The sequence below is a fragment of the Rhodococcus sp. 105337 genome, from assembly GCF_012844225.1.
Classification (GTDB): Bacteria; Actinomycetota; Actinomycetes; order Mycobacteriales; family Mycobacteriaceae; genus Rhodococcus.
In genome coordinates, this window is sequence record NZ_JABAGQ010000002.1 from 31,422 (window position 1) to 47,035 (window position 15,614).

The window sequence follows — 15,614 nt, forward strand, 5'->3', positions numbered from 1 at the left end:
CCCGATCCCGCCCGGCCGCGCCCCCTGCGCTCCACCGGACTTCCCGGCGGAACTGTACTGTGTTGCGGCAGAGAGCGTGCCGCACAGGGGGAGATGCATGGCAGCACAGCCGACCACGCGATGGCAGGTCAGCGGATACAGATTTCTCATGCGGCGCATGGGACACGCATTGGTGCGACGCGATGTGCGGATGATCCACGACCCGCTTCGCTCCCAATCCCGCGCGCTCGCCGTGGGAACGGTCGTGGCCTGCCTCGGACTCGCCGGCTGCGCCGCGCTGGCGCTGTTCCGGCCTCAGGACCGGATCGGGGATGCCACCGTCGTCGTCGGACGCGAGTCCGGCGCGCTGTATGTCGCCATCGACGGGACCTTCCACCCCGCCCTCAACCTCGCGTCCGCACGCCTCGTGCTCGGCTCGCCTGTCGAACCGGTCGTTGTGGCCGACGACCAGCTGGCGGATCGCCCCCGTGGCCCTCTTGTGGGGATCCCGGGGGCGCCGTCGTCGCTGGCACACGGTGCGGACGATCGGCCGTGGACCGTGTGCGACACCGTCGAACCTCACGGAATGCTCGCCGTGACGACCGCCGTCGTCGTCGGCGAGCCGGAGAGTGGCAGAAATACACCCCTGCGCGACGACGAAGCGTTTCTCGTCTCGTCCGACGATCGTTTCTACTTGGTGTACCACGGGGTTCGAGCCGAGATCGATCCGGACGACCGTGCGTTGACGCGCGTGCTCGGTCTCGATGTGACGCGGGCTCGTCCGGTGAGTCCCGGCCTCCTGGGCGCGATTCCCGAAGTGCCTGCTCTCGCCGCTCCGGTGATTCCCGGTGCGGGCGGTGCTCCGAGCGTGCACGTTCGCGGGTTGCCCGTCGGATCTGTGGTGGCGCTGACCGAACCCGATGGGCAGAGTTTCCATGTCGTGCTGCGTGACGGCGTTCAAGAGGTGTCGCGCGCGACCGCGCAGATCCTGCACGCGTCGGATTCCCAGGGGGCGGCGGAGATCCCGGTCGTACCGCCGGACGTCCTCAAGGATGCGCCCGCCGTGCGGGAGCTTGCGGTGGCGACCTTCCCCGCCGTGATTCCCGACATCGTGGAGCCGGCTGACGCTCCCGTGGCGTGTCTGACCTGGGACCCGACGGGACCCGGGGACGACCGGAACCGCTCCACGCTGGGGTTGTCGGCCGGCACCGGGCTCCCCCTCGCCGAGGACGCCGTCCCGGTGGTACCGGCGCAAGCGGACGGCGCCGGCCCGAACGCCGACGCCGTGTACGTTCCGCCGGGGCGGGGCGTGTACCTCGGCACGACGGCCGTGACACCCGGTAGCGATCGCGCCGGCCCGTTGTTCTATGTCGCGGACACCGGGGTCCGGTACGGCATCGTGGACGGTGAATCCGCGGCAGCCCTGGGTCTGTCGGACCCGGTCCGCGCTCCGTGGCCGATGGTGGAACTCCTCGCACCCGGTCCCGCCCTCGGCAGGGCAGAGGCGCTGCTCGCACACGACGGTGTTGCACCGGACCCGAGCCCCGCACCCCTACGCGCGGGAGGCTGACAGCTCAGGTCCGCGCGCCGAGACGGCGCCGCGGGATCGACAGCAACACGACGGGCACCAGCGCGATACACACAGCGGCCGCAGCGATCAGCGCGATGGTGCGCGACCGGTTGTCCGGCGGGGGAGTGTCTGCGGGGGCAGCGAGCGGGTGCGGTTCGGGTGGACGCGCCTCTACCGGATATGAACGGTTCGCCGACAGTGGGGCAGTGACGGCTGCGTACGGATCCACGATCCCGTGGCCGACCCGCGGATTCCAGCCCTCGGCAGGGGCGTGCGCGGTCGCCTCGATCCGGGCCATCACCTCACGTGCGGTCAGGTGCGGGTGCCGGGCACGCACGAGAGCCGCAGTCGCCGCGACCAGTGGCGCTGCGAAACTGGTACCGGAAATCGATTGCGGCCCGTTCGATCCCCAGACCTGGTCCACGAGACCCGCCGTGCCGGGATTCAAGGAGACCAGTCCGCTGCCCGGTGCCGCGACATCCACCCACGGGCCGGGCAGGCTGTATTCGGACGGGGTGCCGTCGGGTTCGACAGCGCCGACGGCGAGCACGTAGTCGTCGTACCAAGCCGGCGACGCCAGAGTCGTTACAGAATTCCACGGATCGTCCTCGGGCGCAGCAGGATCGAGCGATCCAGGATTGCCGGGGCGGCAGGTATCGGTGTTCCCGGCCGCCACGACCACGACGACGTCTTCGACATCGGTGGCGTACTGCACCGCCGCACCCAAGGGGCCGTCGAACAGCCCTTCGGCAGTGGTCCGGCATGCCACCTCCGAGATGTTCACGACGGTCGCACCCAGATCCACCGCTCGACGGAGCGCGAGGGCGAGTGTGCGCACGTCGCCGTAACCGGTGGCATTGCGGGCGGTGTCGTCGTCTGCGCGTGCCCGATCAGAGTACCGTCCGCTCGACTGGCGAATCGTGATCAGCTGGACATCGGGCGCACCACCGGCGAACCCGGATCCGGGAACCTGGGCAGCCGCGATGAGACCTGCGACGAGTGTGCCGTGTGCGTCGCAGTCGTCCGTGCCGTCCCCTGTCGACACGTAATCGCCACCCGGTTGCAGTGCGGGTAGCCGGGGATGGGGTTGCACCCCGGTGTCGATGACCGCGACGACTTGCCCCGCGCCCCGGGTGAGCGGCCAGACGGACTCGAAATCGAGAATCCGCTGGGCAACGGGCATCTGGGGCCCGTCCGGTGCCTCCTCCGGTTCGGAGCACACGATGCGTTGTTCCGTGGCGTCCGGCGGCGCCGGAGTGCCACCGGACGGCAGAAGGGCGGGATCCGGAACGGGTGGTCTCGCCGCTGCCGGACTGCCGCCGCCTGCGATCACAGCCGCGATGACGACAACGCAGGCGGACGCCGCAGGCCGTCGCATCCCTTCACAGCCCCCGCACCGCGGAGTACAAGCCCGCGACCCAGCACGCGAGCGGAACGATGAGCGTGATCACGGTGTATTCGGTCAGTTCCGCGATCCGGCGCTGCACCGGCGTGAACTGACGGCGGGGCGCCACCACACCGAACACGATCGCGCCGGCGAACATTGCCAGGGCAGCGGCGGAGACGAACCACGGCGGAACCGGGGCGAGTACCGCCGCTCCGGTGATCAGCCCGATCAGGATGGTCGCGCCGCCCACCACCAGCGGCACCGCTTCGGTCACGGACGTGTAGGAGCGGCCCCGGAACATCAGCACGACCGCGGTGGTGACGGCCAGACCGACCCCCGGCCACGACACCGCCCCGGCCACCGGATAGGCCGCGCACCACGCGCCGCCGACAGCCAGGGCGGCCGCGGCGTAGACCAGCCCCGTCAGATGCGCGCGGGCGCGTCCTATCCGCGCCTCGAGTTCCCCGAACGACGGGAGCGGAGCGGCTGCCTCCGGATCGGGCGATACCGGGTCGAGTGACGTTCCGGGTACGGGTACCGGAGGTACGGGCAGGCGGCCGAGAACCGCTGCGAGACGTGGCGCGGAAGCCACGAGAAGCAAGGCTGCGATCACCGTGCCCGCCCCGACCGCGTGCGGCCCCGCACCGGCCGTCGACGCAAGGACCAGTGCGACCGCCGCACCTGCCGCAGCGGCGGCGACACCGGTGAACGTCGCAGTACCGACCATGGCCGTTCGTAAGGCGATCACCGCGGCCGCACCGACCAGCACTGCCCCGAGCAGTAGTTGTGGAGGCCCCACATTGCCCGGCACGAGCAGCACTCCCGCGGCGAACACCGGCGGTACCGCGCAGACGGCGGGCAGGAGCCCTGTCCGCGGGTCGCCGTAGCCGCGTGAGACGACCGCTGCCGCGACCAGGAGCAGAACGCCCAGCACCGCCGCGATCGCGCCCGCCACGAGTCGGTGAGGACCCGCCGGCAGTTGCAGCAGGGAAAAACAGCCCGCAGCGAGCGCCGCCGGAGCGAGCACCGTTGCCAGCACACCCGCGGGAGCGGCACCCCACCGGCGCAAGCTGTCCTTGCCCTCCACCGCCACCGCATACATCACGTCGTCGAACAGCGGGGGAGGTGCAGGAGATCCGGCATCGGCCAGGACGAGCAACTCGCCGTCGCGTACCCCGTGTTCGTCGAGGCTCAGCGCACCCGCAAGCGGCGCATGACCGATCCGGGCGAGCGTCCACGCCCCCGGCTCCACCTGCTCGGGCGTGAGATCGAACCGGTTCGCAGCCCGGTGCGATGCGACGAGGTCCACGATGCCGGGAATCAGCAGCGCCACAGGAACTCCGAGGGGAAGAGCGAGATCCACCTCGGTGTGCTGCGCGAGCACCGTGATCCGGCACAGGTCCGGAGCCTGGACAGCGCCGTGATGCTCGGATCCGGTCTGCGCGGACGTCATCGCTCTTCTTCCCCCGTCGTTCACTCGGTCGCCGGCCGCTGCGCGCGGCTCCCCTCGGATGTGCACCGCGCCGACCGGGACGACGCAGACCATACGACACGCGCCGGTCGGTGTCTCGTGACGGAGTCGCCGGCAGGACCCGATCACGAGGTGCCCTGTATGTCTGCGTCGTGCGCTACCCTTCCTCGGACCGTGGGGGTCGGCCGTCGGGGGACGGTTGTGGGATGCGGTGTTCCGGGGGTGGCGAACGTTGAGTACCGAGCGCTTCGTGCGCGCAGCGCGCAAGGAGGCTCCGCGGGCTCCGAGCGGCGAGTTGAGTGTGCAAGCGCCGCCCGATATTCCGCGTCCGACGCCAGGGAATCTGCTGGTGAGGTTACTGCCGCTCGTGATGGTGGCGGCCATGATCGGCATGATGGCGCTGATGTTCACCTCCGGCATGGCCCGGAGTCCGATGGCGATGATCTTCCCGATCATGATGGTCGTCTCGATGGTCGGCATGCTCGCGAACGGCGGGCGCGGAGGAACGAAGACCTCCGAGGTGGACGAAGACCGCAAAGACTATCTCCGGTATCTCGACCAGGTCCGGCGCGAGGTCACCGAAACCAGTGGCGAACAGCGCAAGTCGCTCGAATGGGCACACCCCGACCCCGCCCTGCTCTGGACTCTCGTCGGCACCGCGCGGATGTGGGAACGGCGGTGCACCGACGCGGATTTCTGCCACGTGCGGGTCGGACGGGGCGGGCAGCGACTCGCCACCCGCCTCGTCGCACCGGACACCGGTCCGCTCGAAGATCTCGAGCCGGTCGCGGCGGTCTCCCTCCGGCGATTTGTGCGCGCCCACTCGGTGGTACCCGCGCTGCCCACGGCGGTCGCACTGCGAGGCTTTGCGGCGATCGGACTCGCCGGAGACAGGCAGGCCGCCCGGTCTCTGGTGCGCGCGATGCTCATTCAGTTGTGCACCTTTCACGGGCCGGACGTCCTTCGGGTAGCGGTCGTCTGCGGACCGGACACCGCCGCGGAATGGGAGTGGGCCAAATGGCTCCCGCATGTTCAGCACCCCGACGCCCGCGACGGTGCGGGGAGCGCGCGAATGGTCTTCGGCTCGGTCCTCGAACTGGAGACGGACCTCGCTCCGGTCCTCTCGACCCGAGGACGCTTCACACGCAATGCCCCGGCCTTCGAGGGAGTTCCGCAGCTCGTCGTCGTGGTCGACGGTGGTGTGTCGGGGTCCGGGTCGGGACTGCTCGAGGACGGGCTGGATTCGCTGACGATCCTCGACCTGTCGGGTTTCGCGCCGCGACTCGCGTCGGCTCGCGGTCTCCAACTCGTGGTGGAGGACGGCTCTGTCGGCGCACGATCCGGCGTGGAGGTCGAATCGTTCGCCGACGCCGATTCCGTCAGCGCGCCACGGGCTCAGACGGTCGCGCGCCGTCTGGCTCCGTATCGCGTGGTCGCGCAGGCTTCGGCAGGCGACAACTTCGACGACAGTCCGGCCACCTGGCAGGACCTTGTGGGGGTCGGCGACGTGCTGCGCTTCGATCCCGGCCGAGCATGGGTTCCACGCCGGGGACGCGACCGTCTGCGGGTTCCCATCGGTGTCGATCCCGACGGCAGACCTGTGGAGATCGACCTGAAGGAAGCCGCCGAGAACGGGATGGGCCCACACGGTCTGTGCATCGGAGCGACGGGATCAGGGAAGTCGGAGTTACTGCGCACACTTGTCCTCGGGCTCGTCGCCACTCATTCGCCCGACGATCTCAATCTCGTCCTGGTCGACTTCAAAGGCGGTGCAACCTTTCTGGGGCTCGAAGGCCTTCCCCATGTAGCGGCGATCATTACCAATCTCGCGGATGAACTCGCAATGGTCGACCGGATGAAGGACGCACTCGAGGGTGAAATGAACCGGAGGCAGGAGTTGCTCCGGGCGTCCGGAAACTTCGCCAACGTCGGAGACTACGAAAAGGCACGTGCGGCGGGCGCTCCCCTGGATCCGCTCCCGGCGCTGTTCATCGTCGTGGACGAGTTCTCCGAACTTCTCTCGCAGCAACCGGAATTCGCCGACCTGTTCGCGGCGATCGGACGGCTGGGGCGCTCGCTGCACATGCATCTTCTGCTCGCCAGCCAGCGACTCGACGAGGGACGACTGCGAGGGCTCGACAGTCACCTGTCCTACCGCATCGGCCTCAAGACGTTCTCTGCGAACGAATCGCGCAGCGTCCTCGGCGTTCCCGATGCGTACCATCTGCCGTCGGCGCCGGGTGCGGGTTACCTCAAGTCGGATTCGGCGGAGATCGTCCGGTTCGCCGCGGCGTACGTTTCCGGGCCCTCGGTGTCCGGACGCCCGTCCCGGCGGACTGCGGTGCACGGAGTCACCGGTGCACTGCGGCCCCGGGTGTTCACCGCGCGCGCCGTTCCGCTCGACGATCCTGTTCCGCAGGCGGTCCCGGCACCGGACATTACGGACGACACGGCGGCCGCAGGAGGCCGTAGCCTCCTCGACCTCGTCGTGGACCGGATCCGCGGACACGGAACACCCGCGCACGAAGTGTGGCTTCCTCCCCTCGAGGAGTCTCCGACTCTCGATGCGCTGGTGCCGCGCTCGGTCCTCACGGGCGAGGTACCCCAGCTCGCCCCCCTGCGGACTCCTGTCGGCATCGTCGACCGGCCGTTCGATCAACGCCGCGACCTTCTCGTGGTGGATCTTGCGGGTGCGGCCGGCAACGTCGTGATCGTGGGCGGTCCCCAGGCGGGAAAGTCGACGCTGCTGCGCACTCTCGTCGTGTCGACGGCCCTGACGCATACCGCGGAGCAGGTGCAGTTCTACTGTCTCGACTTCGGAGGCGGTGCGCTCGCAGGTCTGGCAGCGCTGCCTCACGTCGGATCGGTCGCAACCCGTCTCGATGCCGATCGGGTGCGGCGTACCGTGGCGGAACTCGTGTCGTTGTTGCGGAGCCGAGAGCGACTGTTCGCCGAGCAGGGTATCGAGTCGATGGCGGAGTTTCGCCGCCGCCGGGCCGGCGGCGCACCCGGCACGTCCACCGATCCGTTCGGCGATGTCTTCCTCGTGATCGACGGATGGCCGAGTATCCGGCAGGACTTCGAGGCTCTCGAGCAGGTCGTGAGTGTTTTGGCGTCCCAGGGGCTTTCGTACGGTATCCACGTGGTGCTCAGTGCGCCCCGCTGGGGGGATGTCCGTCCGGCGATGCGGGATCAGTTCGGCACGCGACTCGAACTGCGCCTCGGGGATCCGTCCGATTCGGAGTACGGACGGAAGAAGGCGGCGACGGTGCCGGAGGGGAGACCGGGCCGTGGGATCGACCGCGACGGGCTGCACATCCTCGTGGCGCTGCCGCGCGTGGACGGTGTCACGGACACCACCGATCTCGGCGCCGGAGTGTCGGCAGCGGTCGCCGCGATCGCCGCCGCGACGCCCGGCGGACGCGCACCGAGGGTCCGGATGCTGCCCGACACCATCGATCGCGCCGATCTGCTCGCGGCGCTGCCCCGCGGATGGCCGAGTGGCCCGGATGCGCCGCCCGCGGTGCGTCTGACGATCCCGATCGGCATCGACGAGGCGGAACTCGCGCCGGTCGCCGTGGACTTCACCGACAGCCCGCATCTCCTCGTATTCGGTGATTCCGGCTGCGGGAAGACAGCCGTTCTGCGTGGGATCTGCCGAGGATTGATGGAGTCGAACACCTCCGACCAGGTGCGCATCATCGTCGGCGACTACCGCCGCACCCTGCTCGGCGTGGTCGAGGGCGACCACCTCGGCGGCTACGCACCGGCCGCGAGTGTGCTGGCCACGATGGCCCAGGAACTCGCCGGGATCTTCGAGCGGCGACTGCCCGGGCCGGGGACGACTCAACAGCAATTGCGCGACCGTTCGTGGTGGTCCGGGCCGGAGGTCTTCGTGATCGTCGACGACTACGACATGGTTGCGGCGAGCGGCCAGAATCCGTTGGCCCCGCTGCTCGAGTATCTGCCGCAAGCCAAGGACCTGGGTCTGCACCTCGTGGTGGCGCGCCGAGCCGGAGGCGCGGGCAGGGCACTGTTCGAACCGGTGCTGGCCCGATTGCGCGAACTCTCCAGTCCCGGGCTGGTGATGAGCGGCAATCGGGACGAAGGCGCGCTGGTGGGCTCGGCCCGCCCGTCGCCCATGCCGGCCGGAAGAGGACTGCTCGTGCGCCGCGACGGCGCGTCGCTCGTGCAGACCGCATGGTCACCGCTGCCGTGACGTCGCCGGAAGTGCTGATCCTGGCCGTGCTGCCGGGGTGGGTGCGGGGGAAATGGGGCGAGACGTCACGATCGGTACCCGCGGTCGCGGCTCGGTTCGGCGGCGGCTGGGTGTTCGGCGACTCGGCTCTCGACTCTCCGGACGCGATCGACGTCACCGACAGGGTCGACGACCCCGCTGCGGTTGGCTCGCCGCGAACGGACGGCCACGAGCCAGGACCCGTGCTGACCGGACTCGTGCGCTATGCCGCCGCGGCCGTGGGTGCGCCATCGATGGTCGCGACAGCCGTCGTGGTGCACCCGACCTGGTGGAACGAGCGTCGCCGCCGCCTACTGGACACGGCCGCGCGTCAGGTCGCGCACAACGTGCTGCTGGTTCCGGTTTCCGTTGCGGCATGTCGTGCCGCGCACCAAGGCGATGCCGAGCGGTACGTCGTGCTCGAGTTCGCCGAGCGAGGCGTCACCGCTGTCTCGGTCACGCCGGGGTCGCGCGATGACGGTCCGGCGGTCGACCGGGTCGCCCGGAATCCGGAGATCCTGGTCGACGACCTCGTGGCGGCGGATGCAGGAGACACCGTGTCTGCGGAAGGGGCGGTCAGGTCGCTGATCGCAGCGGTGAACGACGGCCGGGAAGACTCCTGTGTCCTGGTCGTGACCGGTGCACCGGGCGAACCGGCGGGAGGGCCGGCGTGCGAGCAGATAGCGAACCGGATCGCCGGCACCGTCCCGACCGTGCCGGTGGCTGCCGCGGAGATGGTGGCGGCAGTGTCCGGCCGCCGCGTCCAGGAGACCGCCCCCGCCGAGACCGCCTCGACGGTGCCGTGGCTACACGAGGTACGGACACCGGGAACTCCTGCCACCCGCAACGGGCGAACCGCCAAAGTGATCCTCGCGGTGGTGAGCGTCGGTCTGCTCGCCGCGGTATCCCTGTGGGTCGGCGCCCCCGCGCCCTCCGGATCCGTGGCGGGTGCCGGGACGACCGGCGACGGCGCCGGTGCCACCGACAGCCCGGCCTCGGCCGCAGACCCGGATCTCTCACAGCCCGGCACGGGTCGGCCGGCTCGCTTCGAGATCGGGCCGGTGCGCCTCGACCTGCCCGGTTCCTGGCGCCTGCGAACGCCGGAATCGGCGGACTCGGGGCGTGCGGAACTCGTCCCGGCGTCGGGCACCGACCGGAGAATCGTGATCGTGCACAGCGTCCTGGCCGACGGCATGGACGAGCATGCCGTGGCCGCGGTGCTCGGGACACGGGCGGAGGAACGCGGCCGGGTGATTCGAAATATGGACGCCGACACCACATTCGCGGACCGGAGTGTGATCGCCTACACCGAAGTGCCCGACGACTTCTCCGAGGTCCGGTGGTCGGTCGTGGTCTTCCCGGGGTTGCAGGTCGCGGTGGGTTGCCAGTTCCTCGACGGTGAGTGGGCAGGGATCCGGCGCGAGTGCGAGCAGGCGGTGCACACCCTCCGGACCGGGTGAAGACACGCTGGAAAACGAATTCCGGATCCGAGGGAACCGCTCGGCCGGTTGCGGCGTCCAACCTTGTGTAGGCGCAATCCGGCTCAGACCAACTGGGGGGCTGAGACAGCCGGTGCGCGGAACGATCGAAGGAGCACTCGTGACCGAACCGTCGGCCGGAGCAGGGTCCGGCCACTCGAATGGCTTGAGCACAGATGTCGCAACCATGGAGGTGGTCGCGGGGCAACTTCAGGATTCTCGCAACGAACTCGTGGGGATTCTCCGAGTGCTCGGCGACGTCGTGCAGTCCGCACCGTCCGTGTGGCGAGGTGTGTCCGCCACGCGCTTCGCCGGAATCATGGAGCGCTGGAATGTCAACAATACCAACCTGACCGCCGCGCTCGACGAACTCGCGGAAGCGGTGCGGACCAGCGGCCGGTCCTACGACGCGACCGAACAGGAGAACGCACGGGCGCTCGGTGCCGTCGACCCCGGTGCCGGTTCCCTTCTCCGCGGTTCGTTCTGATCCCCGGTCCCGAATCCAGCTGAAGGAGAACGAACAGTGACAGTCGACGGTGGATCCGAGATCTTCCAGAATTTCGCGGGCGTCGCAGATCTGCACGCGCGTCTCGTCTCGGGCGAGAAGGCGATCAGGGACACGCTCGACCGGATCGAATCGCAGGTAGCGCCGCTGGTGGCCACGTGGAGTGGTGAGGCGCAGGCCGACTACGTCGCGACGCAGCAGCGGTGGAACCGGGCCGAAGCGGGCCTGATCCAGGTGCTGCAGGACATCGGCCGGATCGTGTCGAGCGGCAACGACGACATGCTGGCAACCGAACGGAGGAACCAGGCACGCTTCCCGGGGTGATACCCGGTGCGTCCGGTGGGTGCAGGGGGAGAACCCACGGCACTGCGTCCCGGTGGTGGAGAGGCCGCCGGGACGTTGTGCCGTCCGGACGCGTTTTGACCTACCGGCCGCTACGCCGGTAAAGTGGTTCCTCGGCGTGTCGTCCGTCGTCGTTGCCTTGTGCGCGGCGAACATCTCATCCCGGGTCTCAACTGGCCGCCGGGTGTGACCATCGGCGGCACGCGGGCCAGCAGCGAAAACGATAGACGAGGAAATTCTGTGTCTACGTACACACCGAAGGCCAGCGAGCTGACCCACGAGTGGCACGTCATCGACGCCACCGACGTGGTCCTCGGCCGCCTCGCGGTGCAGGCGGCGAACCTGCTCCGTGGCAAGCACAAGCCCACCTTTGCTCCGCACATGGACGGCGGTGATTTCGTCGTCATCATCAACGCCGACAAGGTCGCCATCTCCGGCAACAAGCGGACCGACAAGTTCCTGTACCACCACTCCGGTTACCCGGGTGGCCTGCGGGGTCGTTCGGTCGGCGAGGTTCTCGACAAGAACCCCGATCGTCTCGTGGAGAAGGCCGTCACCGGCATGCTCCCGAAGAACAAGCTCGGCCGCGCCATCGCCAAGAAGCTGAAGGTCTACGCGGGCCCGAACCATCCCCACGCCGCGCAGCAGCCGGTGCCGTTCGAGATCAAGCAGGTGGCACAGTGACGACACCCGAGGAACAGAACGAGAACGTGACGAACGTCGAAGAGTTCGCCGACAACGTCGAGGTCGCTGCAGACGAGTACGTGGCCGAAGAGGCTGTTGCGGAGCCCGTGGCTCCGATCGTGCTCGACCGTCCGATCCAGACCGTCGGTCGCCGTAAGGAGGCCGTGGTCCGCGTGCGTCTGGTGCCCGGCTCCGGCAACTTCGTCCTCAACGGTCGCACCATCGAGGATTACTTCCCGAACAAGGTGCACCAGCAGCTCGTGAAGTCGCCGCTGGTGACCGTCGAGCGCCCCGAGGGCTTCGACATCCACGCTCGCCTGCATGGTGGCGGCCCGTCCGGCCAGGCCGGCGCGCTGCGTCTCGCCATCGCACGTGCACTCATCGAGGTCACTCCCGAGGATCGCCCCGCGCTCAAGCGCGCCGGCTTCCTCACGCGTGACCCGCGTGCCGTCGAGCGTAAGAAGTACGGCCTGAAGAAGGCCCGTAAGGCATCTCAGTACTCCAAGCGCTGATGTGTCGCCGACGCTGACCTGGTCAGTCTCGGCACTTGTTCGACCACGAGAGCAGGCGTCGGTAGAGATTCGCTACCGGCGCCTGCTTTCGTGCATTCTGTCTTCCGTCAGATTCCGGGGCCGGGTACGCCGTGCCGCGGAACAGGGGAGCATTGCGCGGTAGTGACCGCAGTGAATGGTGAGGGGCGTGTCTATGGGTCGGTTGTTCGGCACCGACGGAGTTCGAGGCTTGGCAAATGCCGAGCTGACGGTGGAGTTGGCATTGCGTCTGGCCGGTGGTGCTGCCGCGGTGCTGGCGCCGGTGGATTCCGGCCGACGACGGCCGGTGGCCGTCGTGGGCCGGGACCCACGCGCGAGCGGTGAGATGCTCGAGGCCGCCGTCACCGCCGGGCTCACCGCAGCCGGCGTCGATGTGCTGTCGGTGGGCGTGCAGCCTACTCCCGCAGTCGCGTACCTCACCGCCGCGTACGGCGCCGACCTCGGAGTGATGATCTCCGCGTCGCACAATCCCATGCCGGACAACGGCATCAAGATCTTCGCGGCGGGTGGGCACAAGCTCGAGGACTCGGTCGAAGACCGCATCGAAGCGGTACTCCAGGGCGAGAACGGATCACCGGCACGCCCCACCGGAGCAGGGATCGGACGCGTCCGGGTCGCCGAAGACGCCGTGGACCGTTATCTCGCGCACCTCGCGTCGACGATGCATCATCCCCTCACGGGTCTGACGGTTGTCGTCGACTGTGCGCACGGTGCGGCGTCACGCGTCGGCCCCGAAGCCTACGAGGCCGCCGGCGCGACGGTGATCGCAATCGGTGCGGAGCCCGACGGGCTCAACATCAATCTCGATTGCGGCTCGACACATCTCGAAGGCTTGCAGAAAGCTGTGCTGGAACACGGCGCGGATCTGGGTCTCGCTCACGACGGGGATGCCGACCGTTGCCTCGCGGTGGACGCGTCCGGTGCCGTCGTCGACGGCGACGCCATCATGGCGATCCTGGCGCTGAGCATGCACGAGTCGGGTGAACTGCGCGACGGCACGCTGGTCACGACGGTGATGAGCAACCTCGGCCTCCACCTCGCGATGAAGGACGCCGGAATTGCCGTCCGGACCGTCGGGGTCGGGGACCGCTACGTGCTCGAGGAACTGCGCCGCGGGGGATTCAGCCTCGGTGGCGAACAGTCCGGGCACATCGTTCTCCCCGCACACGGCACGACCGGCGACGGCGTGCTGACGGGACTGCGGCTCATGGAACGGATCGCCGCGACCGGACGCTCGCTCACCGAGCTGGCGTCGGTGATGACCATCCTCCCGCAGGTGCTCGTCAACGTCCGGGTGAGCGACAAGGCGGCGGTGGCGAACGATCCTGCTGTCGCGAGCGCCGTCGCCGAAGTGGAGCGTGAACTCGGCGAGACCGGACGCGTGCTGCTGCGGCCCTCCGGGACAGAGCAACTCGTCCGCGTCATGGTCGAGGCCGCCGACGACAGCCATGCCCGCGCTCTCGCCGACCGGCTGGCCGGAGTCGTGGCGGGCGTCTGACGCCAGGACAGCCCCTCATCCGGTCCCCGCTGGGACCGTATCGGCACCACGCCCCCTCCCGACCCCTCCACGATGAGGGAACCGGAGGGGGCGTCGCTGCGTCCAACCCTGCGAACGCAGTGCGGGGGAGGGGCGGGACATGGCAGCACCACGGGATCGTGTGCGATTCGACGAGCAGGGCGTCACGTCGATAGCGGGTCGATTGGCGAGATCCGCGGACGACACCGATCACGAATGCCGTCATGTGCTGGGAAACCTCGAGTTCGGTCCACGTACAGCCGGCGAGCACTACCGCAATTGTGGCGCCGTCGTCGACGACGGATACCGGCGAGTGCGCCGGGCCTGTGACGAGTGGGTGGCGACGGTGAACGCACACGTGGATGCGCTGCGCACCGCAGCCGACCATTACACCGAGCGCGATGCGGCGACAGCGGACGATCTGGCCCGTGTGCCGGGCCCGGATACCCTCCGGGGCGATCCCGGCCGCTGGTCACGATGACGGCGGCACCCGACCCGGCCCGCATCCTCGAGACGGGCGCCGGCGGTCTGACGTTCTTCGCCGACTACCTCCCCTGTGCGCATCAGCTGGGCATCGCGTCTTCCGTCACGGCCGAGTCGCTGCGGGAGAGGTACGACGAACAGCGCGGCCTCGATCTCGCCACGCTCGTCGCCGACGCCTCGGATCTTGCTCGGCTCGCCTGTCTGCTCGGCGGGCATGTCGAGGATCAGAGCGGTCACGTGCGTGGCCTGCCGGAAGTCTGGCAGGGACGTGCCGCCGACACCGCCCGGTCGCGCCTGGACGCCGTTGTCGCCCAGGGGTGGGCACTGCAGAGCGGGGTGGACGCGCTCTCGCGTGCTCTCGCCACCGCTGCGGCGGACATCGCTGTGATCGTCGGCGACAAGGCGCGCGTCGTCGGCGCGTTCGAGGGACGCCTCGTCGGCGGACGTACTGCCGACGAAGTCCGGGTGATTGTTGCCGGCGCGTCGGGTGGATCCGGCGGTCCCACTCCGGATCAGGTGGCGGGCTGGTTTCCTCCCGCCGATCACGGGTCCGGCAACCCGGCTGCCACGGCGGAGCAATGCTCGCGATGGCTACGCGAGACGTTCACCCCGGAGTTCGGCGCTGCGATCGACGGTGTGCTGCGAGTCTGTGACGACACCGATCGAACGATCAGATCTGTATTCGACTCTCTGGCAGCATCATTCGCCAGTATCGAAGACCTCGGTGGGGTGGGAGCCGCGTTCGGCGGGTCGGTGCCGGGCAGTATCCGATCGGGCTTCGCTCCGAACGTGCCGCCGTCGGGGGATGACGGGAGCGACCCGGTACGAGCAGGAGTAGATCTCGTCGTCGCGGCAGCGGGTCTCGCCGGTGCCGTACTCGACCTGGCCGGATCGGGAGTGCGGGCCGCGACCGCGATGCTCGACGCCGCCACGGATGCCGCGATGTCGCCCGGCGCCACACCCCCCGCCGCGCCTCCCGATGCGGAGCCGTCCGCGCCAGGCTCAGCAACGCCGACGACCCGATCCGACGGGGAAACAGAGCCGTCCGGCAAATCCGAGGAACCGTCGGCGTCGAACCTGGTGCCGGTGGAACCAGTGGTGGACAGGCCCCCCGATCGATTGCCGACCGAGAACCCGAGCGCGGTCGCCACACCTGTGGGCAGTTCGCCACCGGAGCCGGTGGGTGACGAGATCCATCCATCCGGGACGCCCGCAAGTGGCATCCCCCCGGTGGCCGTTCCGCGCGCGTCCGGCCGCCGCGACACCTCGACATCTCCCCCTGCGCCGGCCGTTGCCGAGACGGATCGGGCGAGCCGGCAACCCGGTGACCCCCACGGTGGGGTGGTACTTGCCGAAGCCGGGCCGCTCTGACACCCGGGGAAAGGCGCAGTCGCCGTGGGCGATCGCGCGT

At 69.3% G+C, this 15,614-nt stretch carries 12 protein-coding genes; 10 read left to right on the forward strand and 2 right to left on the reverse strand.

Features of this window, described 5'->3' with window-relative positions:
* Nucleotides 1-97 precede the first annotated feature (97 nt).
* A complete protein-coding gene (eccB, locus tag HF886_RS03840; protein WP_169651620.1) occupies nucleotides 98-1,549 on the forward strand; it encodes a type VII secretion protein EccB in 1,452 nt (483 codons plus the stop codon).
* Nucleotides 1,550-1,553: 4 nt separating this feature from the next.
* Here eccB and mycP read toward each other — a convergent pair whose 3' ends face one another.
* Together mycP and eccD are read right to left on the reverse strand one after the other, a co-directional pair.
* Complete coding sequence (mycP, locus tag HF886_RS03845; protein WP_169619947.1) at nucleotides 1,554-2,927, reverse strand: type VII secretion-associated serine protease mycosin; 1,374 nt, start codon at nucleotides 2,925-2,927, stop codon at nucleotides 1,554-1,556.
* Between the two features lie 4 nt (nucleotides 2,928-2,931).
* Complete coding sequence (gene eccD, locus HF886_RS03850) at nucleotides 2,932-4,389, reverse strand: type VII secretion integral membrane protein EccD (protein ID WP_169651621.1); 1,458 nt, start codon at nucleotides 4,387-4,389, stop codon at nucleotides 2,932-2,934.
* A gap of 250 nt (nucleotides 4,390-4,639) precedes the next feature.
* Here eccD and eccCa point away from each other — a divergent pair, with 250 nt between their 5' ends.
* From eccCa to HF886_RS03895, 9 genes are all read left to right on the forward strand, one after another.
* Entirely contained in the window at nucleotides 4,640-8,626 is a 3,987-nt protein-coding gene (eccCa, locus tag HF886_RS03855; protein ID WP_169651622.1) for a type VII secretion protein EccCa, read from the forward strand.
* Nucleotides 8,623-10,104 (forward strand): type VII secretion-associated protein, encoded by a 1,482-nt coding sequence (locus HF886_RS21365; protein ID WP_169651623.1) that lies wholly within the window; start codon nucleotides 8,623-8,625, stop codon nucleotides 10,102-10,104. Before eccCa ends, HF886_RS21365 begins: the two co-directional genes overlap by 4 nt.
* Before the next feature lie 139 nt (nucleotides 10,105-10,243).
* The gene (locus HF886_RS03865) at nucleotides 10,244-10,609 is read left to right on the forward strand and encodes a WXG100 family type VII secretion target (RefSeq protein ID WP_296551762.1); all 366 of its coding nucleotides are present in this window, start codon (nucleotides 10,244-10,246) and stop codon (nucleotides 10,607-10,609) included.
* Between the two features lie 36 nt (nucleotides 10,610-10,645).
* Nucleotides 10,646-10,951, forward strand: coding sequence for a WXG100 family type VII secretion target (locus HF886_RS03870; RefSeq protein WP_169619943.1), 306 nt, complete (start codon nucleotides 10,646-10,648; stop codon nucleotides 10,949-10,951).
* Between the two features lie 258 nt (nucleotides 10,952-11,209).
* Entirely contained in the window at nucleotides 11,210-11,653 is a 444-nt protein-coding gene (gene rplM, locus HF886_RS03875) for a 50S ribosomal protein L13 (RefSeq protein ID WP_169619942.1), read from the forward strand.
* A complete protein-coding gene (gene rpsI, locus HF886_RS21005; protein ID WP_169619941.1) occupies nucleotides 11,650-12,165 on the forward strand; it encodes a 30S ribosomal protein S9 in 516 nt (171 codons plus the stop codon). The genes rplM and rpsI overlap by 4 nt, the downstream gene beginning before the upstream one ends.
* Before the next feature lie 193 nt (nucleotides 12,166-12,358).
* Nucleotides 12,359-13,702, forward strand: a complete 1,344-nt coding sequence (glmM, locus tag HF886_RS03885) for a phosphoglucosamine mutase (protein ID WP_169651624.1) — start codon at nucleotides 12,359-12,361, stop codon at nucleotides 13,700-13,702.
* Between the two features lie 139 nt (nucleotides 13,703-13,841).
* Nucleotides 13,842-14,201, forward strand: coding sequence for a hypothetical protein (locus HF886_RS03890; RefSeq protein WP_169651625.1), 360 nt, complete (start codon nucleotides 13,842-13,844; stop codon nucleotides 14,199-14,201).
* Nucleotides 14,198-15,574, forward strand: coding sequence for a hypothetical protein (locus tag HF886_RS03895; RefSeq protein WP_169651626.1), 1,377 nt, complete (start codon nucleotides 14,198-14,200; stop codon nucleotides 15,572-15,574). The genes HF886_RS03890 and HF886_RS03895 overlap by 4 nt, the downstream gene beginning before the upstream one ends.
* Nucleotides 15,575-15,614 lie beyond the last annotated feature (40 nt).